General features: G+C 51.8%; 10 protein-coding genes. 9 read left to right on the plus strand and 1 reads right to left on the minus strand.

Annotated features, from left to right (window positions below; translation table 11 throughout):
• Window positions 1-965: 965 nt before the first annotated feature.
• The 9 genes from CFX1CAM_RS07855 (at window position 966) to CFX1CAM_RS07895 (ending at window position 18,049) form a co-directional block, all read left to right on the plus strand.
• Entirely contained in the window at window positions 966-5,729 is a 4,764-nt protein-coding gene (locus tag CFX1CAM_RS07855; RefSeq protein WP_087862492.1) for a right-handed parallel beta-helix repeat-containing protein, read from the plus strand.
• A 650-nt stretch (window positions 5,730-6,379) separates the two neighbouring features.
• The gene (locus CFX1CAM_RS07860) at window positions 6,380-10,537 is read left to right on the plus strand and encodes a dockerin type I domain-containing protein (RefSeq protein WP_087862493.1); all 4,158 of its coding nucleotides are present in this window, start codon (window positions 6,380-6,382) and stop codon (window positions 10,535-10,537) included.
• Window positions 10,538-10,660: 123 nt separating this feature from the next.
• Complete coding sequence (locus CFX1CAM_RS07865) at window positions 10,661-11,200, plus strand: cohesin domain-containing protein (RefSeq protein WP_087862494.1); 540 nt, start codon at window positions 10,661-10,663, stop codon at window positions 11,198-11,200.
• 41 nt (window positions 11,201-11,241) lie between these two features.
• Complete coding sequence (locus tag CFX1CAM_RS07870) at window positions 11,242-12,231, plus strand: dockerin type I domain-containing protein (RefSeq protein ID WP_087862495.1); 990 nt, start codon at window positions 11,242-11,244, stop codon at window positions 12,229-12,231.
• 144 nt (window positions 12,232-12,375) lie between these two features.
• Window positions 12,376-13,368, plus strand: a complete 993-nt coding sequence (locus tag CFX1CAM_RS07875) for a cohesin domain-containing protein (protein WP_162287671.1) — start codon at window positions 12,376-12,378, stop codon at window positions 13,366-13,368.
• Complete coding sequence (locus tag CFX1CAM_RS07880; RefSeq protein ID WP_087862497.1) at window positions 13,365-14,246, plus strand: cohesin domain-containing protein; 882 nt, start codon at window positions 13,365-13,367, stop codon at window positions 14,244-14,246. Before CFX1CAM_RS07875 ends, CFX1CAM_RS07880 begins: the two co-directional genes overlap by 4 nt.
• Window positions 14,247-14,328: 82 nt before the next feature.
• The gene (locus tag CFX1CAM_RS07885; protein WP_087862498.1) at window positions 14,329-16,320 is read left to right on the plus strand and encodes a cohesin domain-containing protein; all 1,992 of its coding nucleotides are present in this window, start codon (window positions 14,329-14,331) and stop codon (window positions 16,318-16,320) included.
• Between the two features lie 55 nt (window positions 16,321-16,375).
• Window positions 16,376-17,461 carry an immunoglobulin domain-containing family protein gene (locus CFX1CAM_RS07890; protein WP_087862499.1) on the plus strand — a complete coding sequence of 362 codons (1,086 nt, stop codon included), beginning with the start codon at window positions 16,376-16,378 and terminating at the stop codon, window positions 17,459-17,461.
• Window positions 17,462-17,671: 210 nt separating this feature from the next.
• A complete protein-coding gene (locus tag CFX1CAM_RS07895; RefSeq protein ID WP_087862500.1) occupies window positions 17,672-18,049 on the plus strand; it encodes a cupin domain-containing protein in 378 nt (125 codons plus the stop codon).
• Window positions 18,050-18,121: 72 nt separating this feature from the next.
• Here CFX1CAM_RS07895 and CFX1CAM_RS11410 read toward each other — a convergent pair whose 3' ends face one another.
• Window positions 18,122-18,451 (minus strand): hypothetical protein, encoded by a 330-nt coding sequence (locus CFX1CAM_RS11410; RefSeq protein ID WP_157891798.1) that lies wholly within the window; start codon window positions 18,449-18,451, stop codon window positions 18,122-18,124.
• Between the last annotated feature and the right edge of the window lie 39 nt (window positions 18,452-18,490).

Genomic DNA, 18,490 nt, shown 5'->3' on the forward strand with positions numbered 1-18,490 from the left:
AGTAGTGATCCCACTCGCTTCGCTTCAGCCCCTTTCTCTTCGCTACAGGGGTTCCGCTGCGCTTCAGGACGATGATGGTGAGTGGTGATTAGGTATCAGGTATCAGGTATCAGGTAACAGGGATCAGGGAGCAGGGAGCAGGTATCAGGGAGCAGGTAACAGGAATCAGGTATCAGGGGGCAGGAACCAGGAATCAAGAATTGGTGTACTGCGTTTATTCTTTCTTCTAAAACCTAAACCCTAAGCTCTAAACTCTAAGCTCTACCCCCTTTCAACTTTCAGCTTTCACCTTTGAGCATTGAGCTTTGAACTTTCACCTTTCAGCCAAATTCCCCTTGACATGATCCCCAACCTCCATTAGAATAACCTAATAATAACCATAATTGACTGGAGAACACGTGGGATACTCCATCAAACCGACGTCGGACCGCCAGCCAGGGAAGAACCGGCTGGCAGAAAAAGATCAAGGACTATTTTATGGGGCTTGCAGGGGACCGTCTTTATCACAGCACAACACACATCACATCCATCGGAGACGAGGGGAAAGCCTCTGCACGCACAGACGAATGCTGTCAGTTTGTAGCTGATAGCCGATAGCTGATAGCTGAAAGGAGGCAAAATACGGAAAATCGGAGACGGGAAACGGATGACCGGAGGACGGAAGACCGAAGACGGAGGACGGAAGACAGAGGACGGAAGACCGGAGGACGGAAGACTGAAGACGGAGGACGGAAGACGGATGACGGAAGAACGGAGGACGGATTACCGGAGACGGAGGACGGCAAACCGGCTTCCTGCTCCCTGATTCCTGATACCTGCTTCCTGATCCCTGATTCCTTATCACTATTCACCATTCACCACTCACCATTCACCATAAAAAAGGAGGTGCCTTTATCAGCAAAGCAAACACATGAAGGACAAGTTTCAAATCAATTCAAATTAGCAATTTTTTGGAGGAATAAAAAATGCAAACGAGAAAAATTTTATTCAAAACCCTGGGCGCGCTGATCGCCGTGGCGGTGCTGCTGGCGCTGCTGCCCGGGAGTCATGTACAGGCAGACCCATCAACAATTACGGTTTGCGCATCGGGTTGTGATTATACAACCATCCAGGCTGCGATTGATGCTGCCAACGCCGGTGACACGATTGCCGTAGGCGAGGGGTCCTATATCATCACCAGTTCGATCAACGTGAATAAGTCACTCACGATTGAAGGCGCCGGCCCTGATAAAACTGAGGTCCGGTTTCAGAACATCAGTGATTATGGCTATGTGTTTTTTGTTACAGCTGCATCTGATGTCACCCTGAGTGATATGACCGTTGGAGCGACCAACTACTTAGATAGGAAAGGGTATTTTATTGGCGGACCTGATGGGGGCTTTATTACAACACAGAACCTGGTCATCGATAACATCACTTTCGACGGCGGACGCAGCGCGATTATGATCAGCGGCGAAGGGCAGGTTGTAAAAAACAGCCATTTTACCGGTGAGTGGTTAAGAGCCTCGATCAGAGTAACCGCTACGGACTTCCTGATCACCAATAACCTGTTTGAATGTTTACATTACCAATTTGGCCCAGTTGAAATAGAAGGTGGCAATCAGACAGCTGGGGAAATATCACATAACATCATGCGCAACGGTGCTATCCCTGGCTATTTTAAAACTAATGGTAACGTTTTCACGCTTGAATTTTATGGGGGAACAGGGACTGGGAACCTGGTCATAAAAAACAATGTGTTTGACGGTATAACCAACGACCCTGGTGTGCCAAATGACAGTGGCAAATACGTTAGAAAACTTGCCATTTATTTTGAGGGCAACAATTTTGATGGCAGCAAGATATTTATCCAGGACAACGATTTTTTTGGATATAACGTTACCGCAGTTTATGCTCCGGGCCCGACAACCATCACAGGCAATGAATTCAGCGACAATTTAACCCATGTATGGTTATATAATGCTGGAACTGGAATTCCCGCCGGCGCGATTGAAAGTATATTCGCGAGCAACACTTTCGATAAAGCGACATTTTTTGATGGTGGCTCTCGGATTTACAGCTCTATCCAGGCTGCGATCGCTGCTGCCGCGGATGGCGATACAATCGAGGTGGCGGCTGGGACCTATGTTGAAACGGCTCAGATCGTCATCGATAAAAACCTGACCATCATTGGCGAAAATAAAGCAACTACCACTATCAAACCTGCCCAAAGTACCGGTTCTGGCGGTGATGCACGCGGCTGGTTCCTTGTTCAGTCGGGTAAGGAGTTCAATCTCTCCAATGTCACCCTTGATGGGGATGGTAAAGAGATTTACCAGGCGATTCGTTCACACGGCACCGGCACGATTGAAAATAACATCATACAGAATATCATCTATCCTGGTTACCAAGGTGTGGGTGTTGTCGCTATGGGTGGCAATATGATCATCAGAGCCAATAAATTAGAAAATATCGGTCGTATTGGGATCATGGCCTTTGGTTCTGGTGTTACAGACGCACAAATCACAGGTAACACATACACCGGCAAAGGAGAAGGTGACCATCTGGATTATGGTATCGAAATTGGCGGCGGCGCTAAAGCCACAATCACAGGCAACACCATCTCAAACTGCCTTGGTGTGGCTTCTGGCACATGGGGTTCTGCGGCTATTCTGGTTACTGATCATTATGGACCGAAGAGTACCGCTACAATCATTGATAATGACTTGACCGACAACGAGTTCGGTATCTCAATTGGTTATAGCGGCACTGATACTTCTATTGTTGCGATAGCAACCGGTAATAAATTCACTCGCAATCTATTTCCAATTAGCGCACGGAATACAACCAACATCGACATGGCTGCGGCTTTTGCGGAGAACACCTTTGATAAAGCGGTTATGATCCAGGGCGATACCGTAATTTACAGCTCCATCCAATCGGCGATTAATTGGGCAAACGCTGGCGATACGATCCTGGTTGGTCCCGGCACCTACGAAGAAGCGCTGCTGCTGAACAAGAAAGGTATCACCGTGCAGGGCGCTGATCCTGATAACCCGCCGGTAATCAAGGGCGAACTCACGATCGATCACACCGGGGCGACCACAATTCGCGGCATCGACTTTGAGGTTCAGAACATATTACATGATTCCATCTATATCAAAAAGGGGAATGGCATTACGATTGAGGACTGTAAATTTGATGGCGGTGGCAGGGAAACGATCACCGGTCGGCGCGGGATTCAGGCGGCAAGTGACGTGTCCAATGTGACCGTTGAGCGCTGCACCTTTACCAATGGGTATGACATCAGCATTCAGGGTAATATGTCCGATTTAACCGTTAAAAACTCCACTTTTACGGATGTAAAAAGTGGCATCAATCAACAGGGCGGTGGCGGCCTGGTGGTTGAAGACTGTTATTTCAAAAACAAACCGTTTAATGATGGCAATTCCTATGGTGTCCGTTATACGGCGGTCGGTGGCAAGTCCCTGTCGATCACCCGTAGCACTTTTGAGATTGACCTGGAAGGCGCACCTGATCCGGGATCTGGTAAATATCACGGCTCAATTATTTTGCGTGGCAGCAACGCTGATACAACCAGCGTTAAGGACAATACCATTTTGGGCGGTGTGTGGAACGCATCGACAGCAGCCACATTGAATGCCTCCCCCAACTGGTGGGGCAGCCCCTGTGGGCCTTCAAGGGTACACGGTACTGCCACCTACGCCCCCTGGTACGCGGACGAAGCCATGACGATTTTGCGTTCCGAGAATGTCTCCGGCGAATACACCTTCCCATCGGGGACAAGCCATGAAGAAATCAATGCAGTGGTGGCCTGTGCGGCGCCCGGCTCCACGCTGATTTTCGACGGCACCTACGAAGCCAGCATCTGGGTGCACGAAGACCGCGAAGACCTGACCTTCCTGCTGAAGGACGGCACGGTTCTTCAGGGCTATGAAGAAAAAGGCTATCTCTTCTACGTTGATGCCGATTACATCACCATTATGGGCGAATCCTATGGCGGCGCCAAGCTGGTTCCGATCAATAACTGGCATGCGGTCAATGTGGGTTGTGGTTACCCCCAAGGCGGCGTGACGAATTTCATCCTGGATGGGCTTGAAATCGATGGTGCGTATTTGGGAAAGGGAAAGGCAGGTATAGGAGTATATCTTTGCTCCATTAATAAGGATGTACAAATACTCAACAACTATATCCATGATTTATATTGGGACGATACGGAACTAAATTATGCTATTGACAATGCCAGTGGATCATTCTCGGGTGTATTCGATGTCCAGGGCAACCTGTTTAAGAATACTGGGGGCATCATGGATGAAATAGGTGATGGTATCAACGCAAAATTCAACAGTTGGGGTGAATATACGGTTATAGAGGATATGGTTGATGCTGGCGGTTTTGGACCTGTTGCCTTCGAACCCTGGACGCATGTGGAGCTGTTCGTGGAGTACCTCGGGGGCACTCCCTGGGTAGACCGGGTGGTGAGCAACAATGATATGGAAGTCACCTATGCGGTCAAAGCCGATATGGTCGAGATTGTCGGCGCCGAATTTTTACTGCCGATCCCGGATGATTTAGAAATTGTTGAATTTGAAGCGAAGGGCACCTTTGATTGGGAGCTGATCGAAAAAGTGGCTGGCGGGATCTTTTATGTCGGAGCCCACCTTGATATGGGTGGTGAAATAAGCGATCCGATTGAGAATGAAGGCATCGTCCTGTTTACCGTGACCCTGAAGACGGACAAACCCGGCAAATACACCCTGAAAGTTGATGAAACAACTGCTGAGTTTGCCATGCGTCCGGTAGATAATGGTGTTCCCGGCGGCCCATCGACCTGGGTCTACCTGGATGAAGCACATCCAGCCACGCTCAATGCCTTCGAGCTGCCGACGATTGCCATTGTCCCGGTCCCCGGACAGGATTATGTGGTCACCCTGCCGATTGAATTCAACATCACGGTTGATAATTCCGATGGTGGCGATTTTGAAAATCTGGGCTTGGTGTTCACCTTGCCACCGGGCGCTGTGCTTGAATATACAGATGATGGCGGACTAACTTGGAAACCGGTTGTCAGCACATTTGATCCAGGCGATTTGGCAGCCGGTGGGATAGCCTTTGATCCGGAGCTGGTGTTGTTCCGAGTGACCTTCATTGAAGCTGGTGATAACACGATTTATGTTGCGCTTAACGATTATGACCCGACACCACCATTTGAGCTGGCAAATACCCAATACACTTTTCCAACCAGTGGAGTTTCGGTCATTGGCACCTTCTGGATGCAGGGACGCACCTATCGCGGCGACATCCCGGTGACGGTGGAACCATACCCTGAAACGAAGACCATTAACCGCATCAGTAATAACCTGGTCATTGTCAATGTAAATGGCGGAATGTATCTGGTCACCACGCTGCAGGAGCGCTACCTGAACGTACACGCAGAACTTGGAAAGACCATCAATGTTAATAACGGCAACTACCTCATTCCAACGCTTGAACTGAAGGGCGGCAATGCCTACTGGAAAAAAGGTGACGGCACACTTGATAATGTCATCGACATCTCTGATGCGGGCCTCGTTGGTGGCGCTTATGGTGGCGCGGGTTCCACCGAACCAACGGGCGAGAACAACCCGGATGTGAACTTTGACGGCAAGGTTAACATCCTGGACCTGGCGCTGGTCGGCGGCAACTTCGGCCTGACTTCAGAAACCGCGTATGCGGGTTGGACACCCTAACCTGAAATTTAGACTTCTTGCCGGTGCGCTTTTTCCCGCTGGCAGGATTTGAATCTCACACAAAAAGCCCCCGCTCGTCACCGCGGGGGCTTTGCTAAATGAGAGGGGCAAAAAATATTCTAATCTTAAAAACTTGAAATTTACCTTGACCTGTATTAAATCTCCAATTAGAATAGGTGTTAAATCCATTGAAGTACGGGTTGAGGGATGCAAGACCAAAAACCGAAACCATCTCTGGAACGCCGAAAGAGAAAGTTATTGCACATGGGATTTGGCAGGCACTTCAATTTTCTCGATAGGATTGTTAACACCACCTTGACCGGTGGTCTGCTTCCGCGTATGCCGGAAGGAAAGCGTGCGCAGGGGGCGCGCGTTTGTTGGTTAAAGATGCGGATCGTTCACAGCGGATAACGGACCGGCGATGGAGGAAGGAGGACGAAAGACCGAAGACAGAGGACTGAAGACGGAAGACAGAGGACCGGAGCCAGAGGACGGCAAACCTGCTCCCTGCTCCCTGATTCCTGATACCTGCTTCCTAATTCCTGATTCCTAATCACCAAAAAAAGGAGGTGCACTTACCAGGCAAGCCAACACACGAAAGAAAACACATAACTCAACTCAAATTAGCAATTTTTTGGAGGATTAAGAAAATGCATACGAGAAAAATACTATTCAAAACCCTGGGCGCGCTGATCGCCGTAGCCGTGCTGCTGGCGCTGCTGCCCGGGAGCCATGTACAGGGTGCCACGCTTTGCGTTAATCCGGGAGGAACAGGCGGCTGTTACGGTGATATCCAGGGTGCGATTGATGCTGCCCAGGATGGCGACACGATTGACATCGCCGCGGGCGATTATTTTCCGGCTGCGGCTGGCGGCGTTCACCTGACGATTGATAAAAGCATCACCTTGATCGGCGCGGGCAGAAATGCAACCAGGATTATATTTACCGAAGGGTCTTCCATCGGCCTTGCGATTAATGCGGGATCAGGTGTTACGCTCGGGCCGGTAAAGATCCAGGGCGTTGGCTTTTTCAACGTGTCCGGTGGCTTATCGGGTTGGTCTGCAGATTATCCGGTCAGAATCGGGCAGACCGGCGGAACCTTTGAAAAAATTGAACTGGAAGACGTCCGGATCTATCGCGGCAAAGCGGACAACCTGCATTTTGACGCTAATGCGATCTTTACCGAAGTGGTGATTAAAAACCCCTTTATCCAAAATGGCGGTGTACATGGTGCGGTATTCGGTGGACGAACGGATGCGCTCACCATCACGGGTGGTCATTTTAGTTGGAACGGTGATTTAAATGAAAATTTTGGTTTTGGGCTTTCTTTTGCCTCAGGAACAGCCGGCCCGGTTAAAAACATCCTTGTCAGCGGAACAAAATTTGAAGGCAACACCGCTAAGGGTATTAATGCCAACCATATTCAAGACGCTGTTTTTGACCAGCTCACAGTAATCCATAATGGTAAAAACAACCTTCCTGATTATGAATTTGGGATTTCGATCAACCAGTGGGAATTAGGTGATTGCAGTAATATCGTTATCAAAGACAGTCTGTTCAAAGGGAATACAACGGGTATTTTGGTTGCAGCTCCTTTTGAAGACTCTAAAGTCAATGGTGTTCAAATCCTGTCCTCAGATTTTGAAGGCAATAAGAGAAACGACATCTCACTGTGGGATTCTCATTATGTGAGCAATCTGACCATCCTGTATAATCGTTTTAAGGGGACAGAATGGGCTGTGTATGGAAATCTTCAGCTTGGCAGCAGCTCGGTGAAGATTGGCCCCAACTGGTACAATCGTCCTGAAGGACCTCGCAAATATAATGAAACGGGCACCGGAAAGCTGGCCTGGAATTATTACGAAAACCCCTGGTGCTACGTTGCAGACTGCTCTGAGCTGTACGTCGCTGAAGGCGGATCCATCCAGGAAGCGATTGGTTTTGTGCCCGAAGGTGGAAAAGTACATGTCGGTCCCGGCACCTACAACGAAGCGCTTACACTGAACAAGCCCAGTATCACCGTGCAGTCCACCGACGGGGCGGATGATACGATCATTGACGTTCCTGATGACCCGAATAGCGTTGGCGTAACTTTTGTCAAAGACATGGGCACGGTCACATTTGATGGTTTTACTGTTAAGAACTGGAAAATGGTAGGTATTACCCAATCATGGACACAACGGGTTGGCACCACACCGCGTATTTTAAATAACAAAGTTATTGGAACCGGTCATCCGGTTCATGGCAACTGCATCCAGGTAACTGGTGACAACGCCCTGGTTAAAGGCAATTTTGTTGAGGGTGCCCACTATACCGGCACTGAGGGTTATGCTGCCAGTGGGATTTTAGCCTACCTTGCAAACAATGCCGTCATTGAAGGTAACGAGGTTACTGATTCCGATGCGGGAATTGTTGCTTCGGGCGGCTCAATCTTTGGACATGCCTCGACAACGGGAGTGAAGATCACAGGGAATACCGTTTATGATAGCGATGAATGTATTGGGGTGCATGCCGATGCAATCAACACCGTCATTACCAGCAACACGTTACATGGCTGTGAAATCGGTATTGCAGAATCCTTTGAGTGGGGCGCGGCAGGCCCATCAAATTCCTCGGCAAATCTGAATAAAATTTATGATAATGATATTGATATTGGTGTTTATGCTGATGATGAAAGTGTAATACCAAGCGGTCATGTTTTTAATGCCTCACCCAATTGGTTTGGCTCACCCTGTGGGCCTTCAAAGGTTGAAGGCGAACAGGTCGTTTACAGCCCCTGGTATATTGATGAAGAAATGACCACCACAACCGATGTGCCGCCTGTTTCTGGCACCTACACCTTCCCTGTGGAAATGAGCAGCGCTGAAAAGAACGCCATCATCGCCTGTGCGGCGCCCGGCACCGAGTTCACCTTCGAAAAGGGCACGCACGCTGGCGGCATTGTCATTCCAGAAGGGCAAAATGAATTGGTCTTCAACCTGGCGGATGGTGCTAAGTTTGGTAACAATGCCCCCTGCTTCGAGGTCTATGCAAACGATATCACCATTGAAGCCGAAAGCAAGCTGGGTGCGGTGTGTTACCCCGGCTCGCATGGTGTGGTGGTCGGCGCAGGCGTGGATTCCTTCGAACTGATCAACCTGGAGATTGACGGTACAAATATGTCCCCCGGCAACGGCGTTCACTTTGAAGGCGCAGTTTCCAACGTGTGGCTGGTGAATAACTTCATCCACGATATTAAGGGTACCCCCACTGCAACTGGAAACGGCGTATTCTTCACCGATGGCCTTGGCGGATTTCACAACTATATCCAGGGCAACCTGTTCCATAACAACGACGGCAACGGCATCGAAGCAGGCACAGCAGCGATCGACGCCCGCTACAACGCCTGGGGACATTTCAAGGGCGCTGAAGTCGGTGATGGTTTCAGCTCTGGCGTGGAATGGCAAAATGATCACACCCATGTGGATCTGTACCTGGTCTCCTCCGGCACACATTACCCGAACCAAGTGGTCAAGGGTGAAGACATCACCTATACCATTAAAGGCAGCCTCGCCAATATCCAGGGCATGGAATTTACCCTGACCCTGCCGGAACAGGTGTCCTATGTGGCTGGTTCTTTCAGCCAACTTCTATCCGGTGGATTTTCTAATTTTGGCGCTTCAGTTAATAGTGAAGGAAACCTGGTGATTTATGCCTTCCAGTACTCAGAAACAGGGGTAACAACACCGGTGAACGCTGAGGACGAGGCGCTGTTTGAATTCAAGCTGTCCGGTGTTAATTTTGGCAAAGAACTGGCTATCGGATATATCAACACCAACTTCAGTTTTGCCCACCAGCAGGGCGATGAAGGCCCAACCAACAACGTCTATCCGACGCTATTGCTGGGCATCGACGACCTGGAAGTGATCGATTTGCCGAAGCTTTCGCAGGACGGCCTGACCGACCCCTTGACGGTCGGCATAGAGCGTGAGTTCACAATCACCCTGGAAAATCCTGAAGAAGGCGGTGTATTTGAGCACACACTGATCTACATCTTCGTTAAAGATGCCAAGCTGGATGATATCTACAGCTTCGTATGTTATGACGAAGATGATAATCCGTATAATGCCCTGCTTTCGGAAGATGGTCAAGGCAACCTGGTCGGCACTTGGGGTCCACCTGATGGGTTTGAGCTCACCGCTCCCTATAAAGAAATAACGAAATGCGAGGTGACGTTTAAGGAGCCGGGTGAATATGAGGTTGAGATCACTTTGGTTGATGAAGACACCGATTGGGAGCTGGCACGACTGGAATTTACAGTCGTGGTCAACGCAGGCGATTTCTCAGTGACCGGCACGGTCTCGATGCAGGGTCGCACACTGCGCTCCGGTGTGCCGATGACGCTGACCAGCCTGATTTTCGGCGACTTCACCGAACTCTCCGGCCCAACCATCACCGACAACCTGCTCTTTGAAGGCCTGGGCGGTGGCGATTACCTGATCACCACGCTGCAGGAGCGCTACCTGAACATCCATGAGGGTCTGAATATGACGATCTACCTGAATGGTAACGTTAAGCTGCCACTGCTGCACCTGTTTGGCGGTAACGCCTACTGGAAAAATACTGACGGCACATTTGATAATGTGATCGACATCTCTGATGCGGGTCTCGTTGGTGGCGCCTATGGTGGCGCTGGTTCTACCACCCCAACGGGCGGGAACCACGCGGACGTGAACTTTGACGGCAAGGTCAACATTCAGGACCTGGCGCTGGTCGGCGGTAACTTCGGCCTGACTTCGGCAGGCGCGTATGAGGAATGGATGCCGTAACCCTGATTTAGACTTCTTGCAGGTTGGATTAAAAAACCCGGCCTGCAAGATTTAAAGATTGAACAACAAAACACGGGCTCACCTGTCGATCGATTGGCAGGTGAGCCGGACAGGACTTATTCGATGAAGCGTTTATGTTTGCTTCTGCTCGTATTAACAGCGATTTTTTTGCCCTTTTCCACCACTCACTCGGCGCACTCGCAGGCTGACACCCGGGTGCGCGTGTCTCCCGCGCAGGTGACCCTGCAGCCGGGCGATCGCGCGACGATCGAAATTCGGGTGGACGCTGTGGAAGCGCTGTTTGCCTTTGAAGCGGATATTCATTTTGACCCCGATTTAATCTCCGCTGAAGATTTAACCCTGGGAAGTTTTTTAGAGCCCGGCTGGGAACCAATCAACTTAATCGACAACGACAGTGGTATCATCCAGTACCATATGAGCCAGTCGGGCATGGACACGCCATCCAAGAGCGGGTCTGGCGTGTTATTCTCCTTCGAAATTACGTTGCTGGGCGCCACCGCCGGTTCTGATATCGAAATTGAGCACATTTTGCTATCGGACCGCGATGGTTTTGAGATTCCTTGTGAGGTTCTACATGGCACAGTCAAATCACCGGGTTCTGGACCAGAATTTTCAGTCTTTTTGCCATTGATCCTGCACTGAACTGGCATCTGCCCCTCGGGCAGGCATTGAAAGGTTTAGATTTGAGACGCAGCACATTTTCCGTACCATCGCTTTCATTATTGATCCTTTTTCTGGGTCTGGTTCTGGTCGCCTTTAGCCACGGTCGGGCAGTGCGGGCTCAGCAGACCCCCACCCTGGTCGTCTCTCCGGCGCAAGGCACCATCATCATCAACAACAGCAACACCATCACCCTGGAACTGGTGGCAGCCAATGTGGTCAACATGCAAAGTTTTGAGGTCACCCTGGCGTATGATCCTTCGGTCATCAAGTTTGAAAGCTGGGCGCTGGGCGAGCTGGTGAGTGTATTTAACTGGAAACTGGCTGAGCAAACCAGCCCTCCGGGCCATTTTTACCTGGCTTATGGGCGCTTTGCCGGGGGCCCGGTCAGCGGGGACGGGGTTCTATTAGAGGTCACCTTCAGCGGGGTGGGGAAAGGGACTTCCCCGGTCGCGATCGCCCTGGCAAGGTATTCCGCCCCTACCGGTGAGAAAACGGTCTTTGTCTGCCAGGATGGTAGCGTGTCTGCGGTTTACGACCCGACGCTCCTGCCGAAGTCGACGCTCAGCGGCCGGGTTTTACTGCAAGGACGGGCGAATCCCTCCGGCGCATCTGTATTTTTAAGTCCGGGTGCATTTTTTGAGATTGGCCCTTATGTAGCCCTCAGCCAGAATCTTCCTGGGATAAACCTGCGCTTTGACCAGGTGGTGAATGATACCTACACACTCAACACGGGTTTGGATGGCTACCTGAACCCCGCCCTGCAAGTAACCCTCACCGCTGACCTGACCCTGCCGCCCCTGCACCTGCTGGGCGGGGACGTGAACGGCGATGACCGCGTCGACACCACGGACCTGGACGCCATCCGCGCGGCTTTCGGCTCCCCGGGTGCTGGCATCGCCGCGGATATCAACGGGGATGGCGTCGTCAACCTGCAGGACCTGGCGCTGGCAGCCGGCAATTTCGGTCTGACCACCGATGAAGCCTATGCGCAATGGATGAATGGTGAATAGTGAATGGTGAATAGTGAATGACGATCTCATTGACTATGCGAAATGGGTTGAGCTTTGAACTTTGAGCTTTGAGCTTTCAGCTACGAAGTCCCCGAGCGAAGCGAGTGGGATGAGCTAAAATAATTATGAGTTATGATGATATTCATGCAAAAGAGACCCACCTGGCAGCGCTGGATCATCGCCCTGAGCCTCAGCCTGTTGATTGCCAGCCTGGCAGCGCCTGCACGCGCCCAGGGCGGGACCCTGGTTACGGTCCAGCCGCCGGTCACTCAGGTGCCGGTGGGCAGCGACCTTGCCATCGAACTGATCATCGTCGGAGGTGTCAACTTGAACGCCTTTGACGTCAGTATTGCTTACGACCCCTCGCTGCTGGTGCTCAAACGCTGGTCGCACGGCGGTTATTTTACCAACCTGGCTGTGGTCAGCGAGGTGAACCAGCCTGGCAGCTTGCGCCTGGCAGCCACGCAGTTGGCTTCTCCGCCCGTTTCGGGAGATGGGGTGCTGCTGGTCCTGACCTTTACTGCCCTGGCGCCGGGCGTCACAAACGTGACGATCGACCGCGCCGAGTTCGCCGATCCATTCGGCAACAAGGTGATCCCCGAACTGGCGCACGGGACGGTCACGGCGGTATCCGCGCCCACCTACACCCTGACGCCCACCTTCACCCGCACGCCGACCGTCACCGCCACCCGCACCTCAACCCCAACCGCCACCTTCACACCCAGCTTTTCCGCAACAGCCAGGGCAACCTCTACACCAACCGCCACAACGACCAGTGGCGTGCTGGCGCCCACCGTCACGCGCCCGTCCACCCGCACAGGAGCGCCCACTGCCAGCCAGGTCGTCACCCAACCCGAACAGGCGCTCACCCTCCCGGCTATTGCGACGGCTGCCCCGAGGACCCAGGTCGCACCGACGGACCTGGCGCCGCTGCCAGAGAGTGCTGTGCCGTCACCCCCGGGCGCTGAGTCACCGGGTGAAGCCCTGCCTGCCCAGGCTCAACCGCAGGATGGCTGGCTGGTGGGTCTGCTGTGGGGCGTCCTGATTGTCGCCACGCTGGCGATCGGCGTGATGCTTCTGATCCTGCTGCGACGCAACTCGCGCCACAAACACCATGAGGAGGATTTATTGTTATGAAAATCATTAATTTAAGGTCGGTGTTGCTCGTTATCATCCTGCTGGGACTGGTTTTCGCACCCCAGGAGCCTGTGCTTGCTCAGGTGGCAAAAGCCGGCGTATTTGAAGACATCAAAGTGCAGCCCGGGGCGCAATTTGAGCTTCCCGTGGAGGTGCGCGGCGTTGAAAACCTGTACGCGGTCGATATCGAGATACGCTTTGACCCCGCCATCCTGCAGGCTGAGGATGCCGATCCGAATATGGAGGGCGTACAGGCTGGGCTGAGCACCTTTTTGGAAGCCGGCTTGCTGCTCTATAACACGATCGACAACCAGGAAGGCGTGCTGCGCTTTGCGATGTCGCAGGTCAACCCGGCTGAGCCGGTATCGGGCGATGGGATCCTGCTGGTGGTGTACTTTCTAGCCCGGGCAGAGGGCAAAACCGAACTGGAGATCAGCTTTTTGGAAGCCTCCGACCGTTACGGCGTGGAGGTCGTGTTGGAGCCCGAGGACGGGCTGGTGACGGTTTCCCAGGGGGCACCGATTATCAACGCCACCTCAATTCCCACCCAGGACCCGGGTTCGGTCATCCTGATTCCCACCCTGGCACCGACCGAAATCCCCACCCAGGCGCCCACCGAAATCCCCACCGAGCCGCCGGATGAGGGCGAGGCAGAGATCGCCATGGCGTACCCCGAGTCGAAGCCTGAAGTGTACACGGCTTACCCCGAGTCACAACCGGTCGAGCCGCCCACCACCGTTGCTGCCGAGGTTGAGGAGGGGGCTGCGCAGGCAAGCCGCTCGATTCTGGACTACTGGTGGGCGGTGCTGATTGTGGTCCTGGTGGCCGGCGGGCTGGCGGTTTACCTGTGGTTGAGCAAGAAGCGAGCCGTAGGGTGATGCGGTCTATGACGATCGAAATCAGACTGGAAAAGTACCCAATTTTCTGTTATACTAAAATGAAGTAAGAACAGGAGGCATGATGAAAAAAGACAAGAAGGGTTGGTTGAAATGGACTGGGATATCCGTCCTGCTCCTGGGCGTGATGATCACAGCCGTCTTGGCATCGAAGGGGCTGGCGGAAACCGTACACAGCGGAATCGGGCCGATTGAAACACTGATACTGAAAGAATCAGAGAACCAAACCAGCTGGTCCACAAGTATTGGCACCCTGACAGATGGCTATTCTGTGGCGCTGGACGGTACAAAGCCCTTTTACAAGTACCTGGATGTGGAAACTCTGATTGCCAACCCCGCATTAAAGGTTGGAACCTACGATTTTTATTTTGACCACCTGCGCGTCCCGGATGGCTACTGGGCCTACTGGGCAGCTAAAGGGGTGGATGAAAATGCAACGGGTGACTGGCAAGCCGTCATGTGGGATATTCTCAATGGCCGCACACCGATGTTCTATCTGGAGGTCAGTGCAGGTGGGAGTGAGTTTCATTTGCTTGATGGGCTCCTCAAAGAAGCTTTTGGTGACAGCATCCCCTTGCGGGTGAGCCAGGATTATCCTCTGGCGACCTATCATTATGGCGGTTGGGTCACCGATGCCAATGACGATGAAACTTATATCAATGTGCAGATGACCTTCACCAAAGAAGCCGAGGTCTCTCTCCGGGTTGAATCTCCAGACACCTGGACGATCGACGGCTGTGGCTACCTGGACGTGTACATCCATCTGGCAAACATGCACGACCTGTACGCGCTGGATATAGCGCTTGCATTCGACCCGGACATCTTAGAAGTGGTGGATTTGATTTTAGATGATCCTTTAGACCCCTTTTCAGAAGGCATCAACCTTGAGCCCGTGGCGGGCTGGTTTGATGCCGGCTACTGGGCTGTCAACAAAGCGGATAACACAGCCGGCACAATTCAGTATGCTACCACGCAGAAGCGCCCGGCTGAACCGGTCAGCGGAGCTGGCGATGTGGCCAAAATCCGATTCCGAGCGAAGGCGCTGGCGGTTGACACACCCGTCGCGATCGAAAAGGCCGAGTTCTCCGATCGTGATAGCTTCCTCGTCGGTCGGCCGGTAGTGTTCACAGACCCGGCAGCCGAGATCACCACGACCTTCAGCACGGACGCCGGTCTGGATCTGGATATTATCCGATTGGACGCGTCCACCGTGCAGCTCCAGTGGCCAAAACCCGCTGTAAATTCCGGGATTGAGGGTTATGTGCTTCATAAATCAAAATTGCCCTATTTTGAGCTTGGAGAAGCAGATTTTGAAATCACAACCGGTTTTGATGAGACGGGTGACCCGATCACCTACGATGATGAGGTTTTGGGCGATGTGATCGACAATTGGTTTTACGCCCTGCAGCTCACCTGCGAAAATGATTTCGCAAGCCCGCTCAGCTGGCAGGTCGGCAAGTTTGAGTTCGAGCTGTTTGAGACGCCGACGACGGATTTTTCAATGATCGGACTGATTTTTGATAACCCGAATCTTGTTAAAGCCCAGGATCTCGGTAATCACATCGAGAACAACCTGTACACAGGCTCGGTCGATGTATTAACCATAAGTACCTGGAACCCGGTGGCTCAGACTTTCACTTCATATGTGTATACAACAATTGCCCCCGGCTTTGACATCTTCAGCAAACAAGCCTATCGAGTGGAAATTGACATAGATGGAGTTACATCCGGAAGCGTGATCTGGGCGCAGGTGGGTAAATTGCCGGAGATCACCCCGGATACTTACACCCTCTATCAAACAGCGACTACGGATTTCAACTGGATCCTGCAGCCTCTGGATATGGTTTCCATTACCAATACCACCCAACTGGCTGAGGCGATCGAAGCCAGTGCCAGTGGTGAGGTTGAGGTGTTATCCATTGCGCTTTGGAACCCTGTAGCTCAATCATTGACCAGTTATATCCGACCCCATTCTTCAACCACCCGCTTTGGTTACCCTTACCGGGTGGAAGTTAAGATTAAGGACGGACATTCCGTGGTCTGGCCGGTAGATTAGGTGATAGATGGTCAATCAATTTCGCAAGAGTTCAGGTAAAAAGGAGTTTGAACCAATGAATAAGAAATTTTTCTTCTCGTTAATTTTGGCTTGTGTATTAACCACAGCAGTGGTTTTCCAGGTGATCGCAGGTGCGGTCTTCGATTATGGCACGCTGGCAGGAAAGGCAGAGGGCGACCCGCCACCGCCAGAAGGCACCGTGAATTGGGTAGCTTGGTGGGATGAAGATAACGGAATTCCATATGAGATATTAACCGAAGATAATACCAACTGTATAGATGGTGAAGATCTTGGGTACTCAAAGGTAATCATCCCCCCAAATGATCTTGTCAGATGGCAGATACAAATTGAAAATTTTTTATACGAACCACCAACTAATAGAGATAAACCAATTTACATGGTTTTTGGCGGCCTGGGAAAAGATTGGTCAGGCACAATATGGAAATACACTATTCCTCGCTGGGTAATAACCCAGTCAATCACAGATCATGGCATTGTGCCCATCCACACCACCGAAGGCGCTGCCTGCCCGACCATTCAAGAACAACCGGTATACGGGGAGGAAAGAACCGTAATGTTTTGGGGTGAACCCGGGTATTACCATGTTTACCGAAGCCAGAACGGTTCCGGGCATTCGAGCAACAATGCCAGCAACGGTCGATACTTCTACCTGTTCTCAACAACAACCGACGAATCCGGCGTGGGCGTCTTTACAGATTCAGAATCTTGGGATTTAGAAAACTGGTACCTGGTCATCCAGTATGACCCCGAGACAAAAGAGATCATCGGCTGCCACAGCGAACCCACCAAACCTACCAGCGTCCGCATCCCCGAATTTAGCAGCGAATTTGACTTCGACAACAAGGAAATCCGCCTGTTCTGGGAAACGACCGCGAATGATTACGATATCCTGGGCTTCAACCTGTCTCGCAGCGGCAGTGACGGCATCAGCATCAAGCTCACCGATCTGCTGCCCATGCTGCCCGGTCAGACCGAGTACACCTTTACGGATACGAACATCCAGCTGGGCGAAACCTACCATTACACGCTTAAGGTATTATTGTCGAATATGAGGGATGAAGACATTGACACAATCTCGCAGCGGGCTGGATACGTCTTATTTATGCCCCTTATTCAATAAGGCGAACAGCTGTCTGTTGATAAGAAAGGAACCAGGAGTTAGGAATTAGGAACTAGGAATCAGGAAGCAGGGATTAAGAATCGGTGTACTGCGCTTATTTTCTCTTTCAAGCGCTTCGACCGACGCCCTGTTTCCTGCTACCTGATACCTGATTCCTGTTCCCTGCTACCAACTACCAGTCACGAGCTATCACCTATCACCTTCACAACAATGAAACCGATAAAAAACCAAGACCATCCCCAACCCATCCACACCCCCAGCGGTGAAATCATCCAGGAATTGCTTGGGCTCGTAGCCGGTGGCGTTAACAGTCACAGCCTGGCACGCGTCACCATCCCGCCCGGAAAATCTTGCCAACCCCACTTCCACAAAACATCCGACGAATCCTACCTGATCCTTTACGGTACAGCCACCATGTTAATCAACGGGATTGAATTCATCCTCCACCCCTGGGAATCCGTCCTGATCGAACCGATGGACGTGCACCGGGTCTTCAATCACGGCGATGAAGACCTGGTCTTCCTGGCTGCGTGTGTGCCTGCCTGGCAACCCGGCGATTCCTTCGACGTTGAAACACATCAACCTTAATCATATTTGTCGTTAATTATTCCACTCAGCCGATCCGTTTGCTGAACGAAAATGCAATGTAAATCGACCGGATCAAACGCCCGGGTTAAGAGGGGATGCTTGCCGCTGGATTAAGCCCATGCCAGGGTCACAGCGGGACGCGCGGCTGTAGATGTCAATGACCATATCCGAGCCCTGACATTTGAGCGCCCGGTTGAAATGTATATCACCGAGAGCAAAACCCGCGAGGGCGTATTGACCGACCACTTTGAACGGGGTGATGCCAATTGGGGCGTCTTCCACGGGGCGTTTGATCAAATCCACACCGGCTGTTGGCGTAAGCCCGAGATTATGGCTGTTAAATACGGTGGCATCGGAGGGATCTTTGCACAGTACGATGAATATCCCGCACTGAAAGAACATACCCTTATACTATGCGAAATGATCGCCGTCACCATTTGA

This window comes from Brevefilum fermentans, from assembly GCF_900184705.1.
Taxonomy (GTDB): domain Bacteria; phylum Chloroflexota; class Anaerolineae; order Anaerolineales; family Anaerolineaceae; genus Brevifilum; species Brevifilum fermentans.

Bases quoted from the DNA above. Each gene is read 5' to 3' on its own strand.
- CFX1CAM_RS07855 (WP_087862492.1), top strand. From the start codon at position 966: ATGCAAACGAGAAAAATTTTATTCAAAACCCTGGGCGCGCTGATCGCC.
- CFX1CAM_RS07860 (WP_087862493.1), top strand. From the start codon at position 6,380: ATGCATACGAGAAAAATACTATTCAAAACCCTGGGCGCGCTGATCGCC.
- CFX1CAM_RS07865 (WP_087862494.1), top strand. From the start codon at position 10,661: ATGAAGCGTTTATGTTTGCTTCTGCTCGTATTAACAGCGATTTTTTTG.
- CFX1CAM_RS07875 (WP_162287671.1), top strand. From the start codon at position 12,376: ATGCAAAAGAGACCCACCTGGCAGCGCTGGATCATCGCCCTGAGCCTC.
- CFX1CAM_RS07880 (WP_087862497.1), top strand. From the start codon at position 13,365: ATGAAAATCATTAATTTAAGGTCGGTGTTGCTCGTTATCATCCTGCTG.
- CFX1CAM_RS07885 (WP_087862498.1), top strand. From the start codon at position 14,329: ATGAAAAAAGACAAGAAGGGTTGGTTGAAATGGACTGGGATATCCGTC.
- CFX1CAM_RS07890 (WP_087862499.1), top strand. From the start codon at position 16,376: ATGAATAAGAAATTTTTCTTCTCGTTAATTTTGGCTTGTGTATTAACC.
- CFX1CAM_RS07895 (WP_087862500.1), top strand. From the start codon at position 17,672: ATGAAACCGATAAAAAACCAAGACCATCCCCAACCCATCCACACCCCC.
- CFX1CAM_RS11410 (WP_157891798.1), bottom strand. From the start codon at position 18,451: ATGTTCTTTCAGTGCGGGATATTCATCGTACTGTGCAAAGATCCCTCC.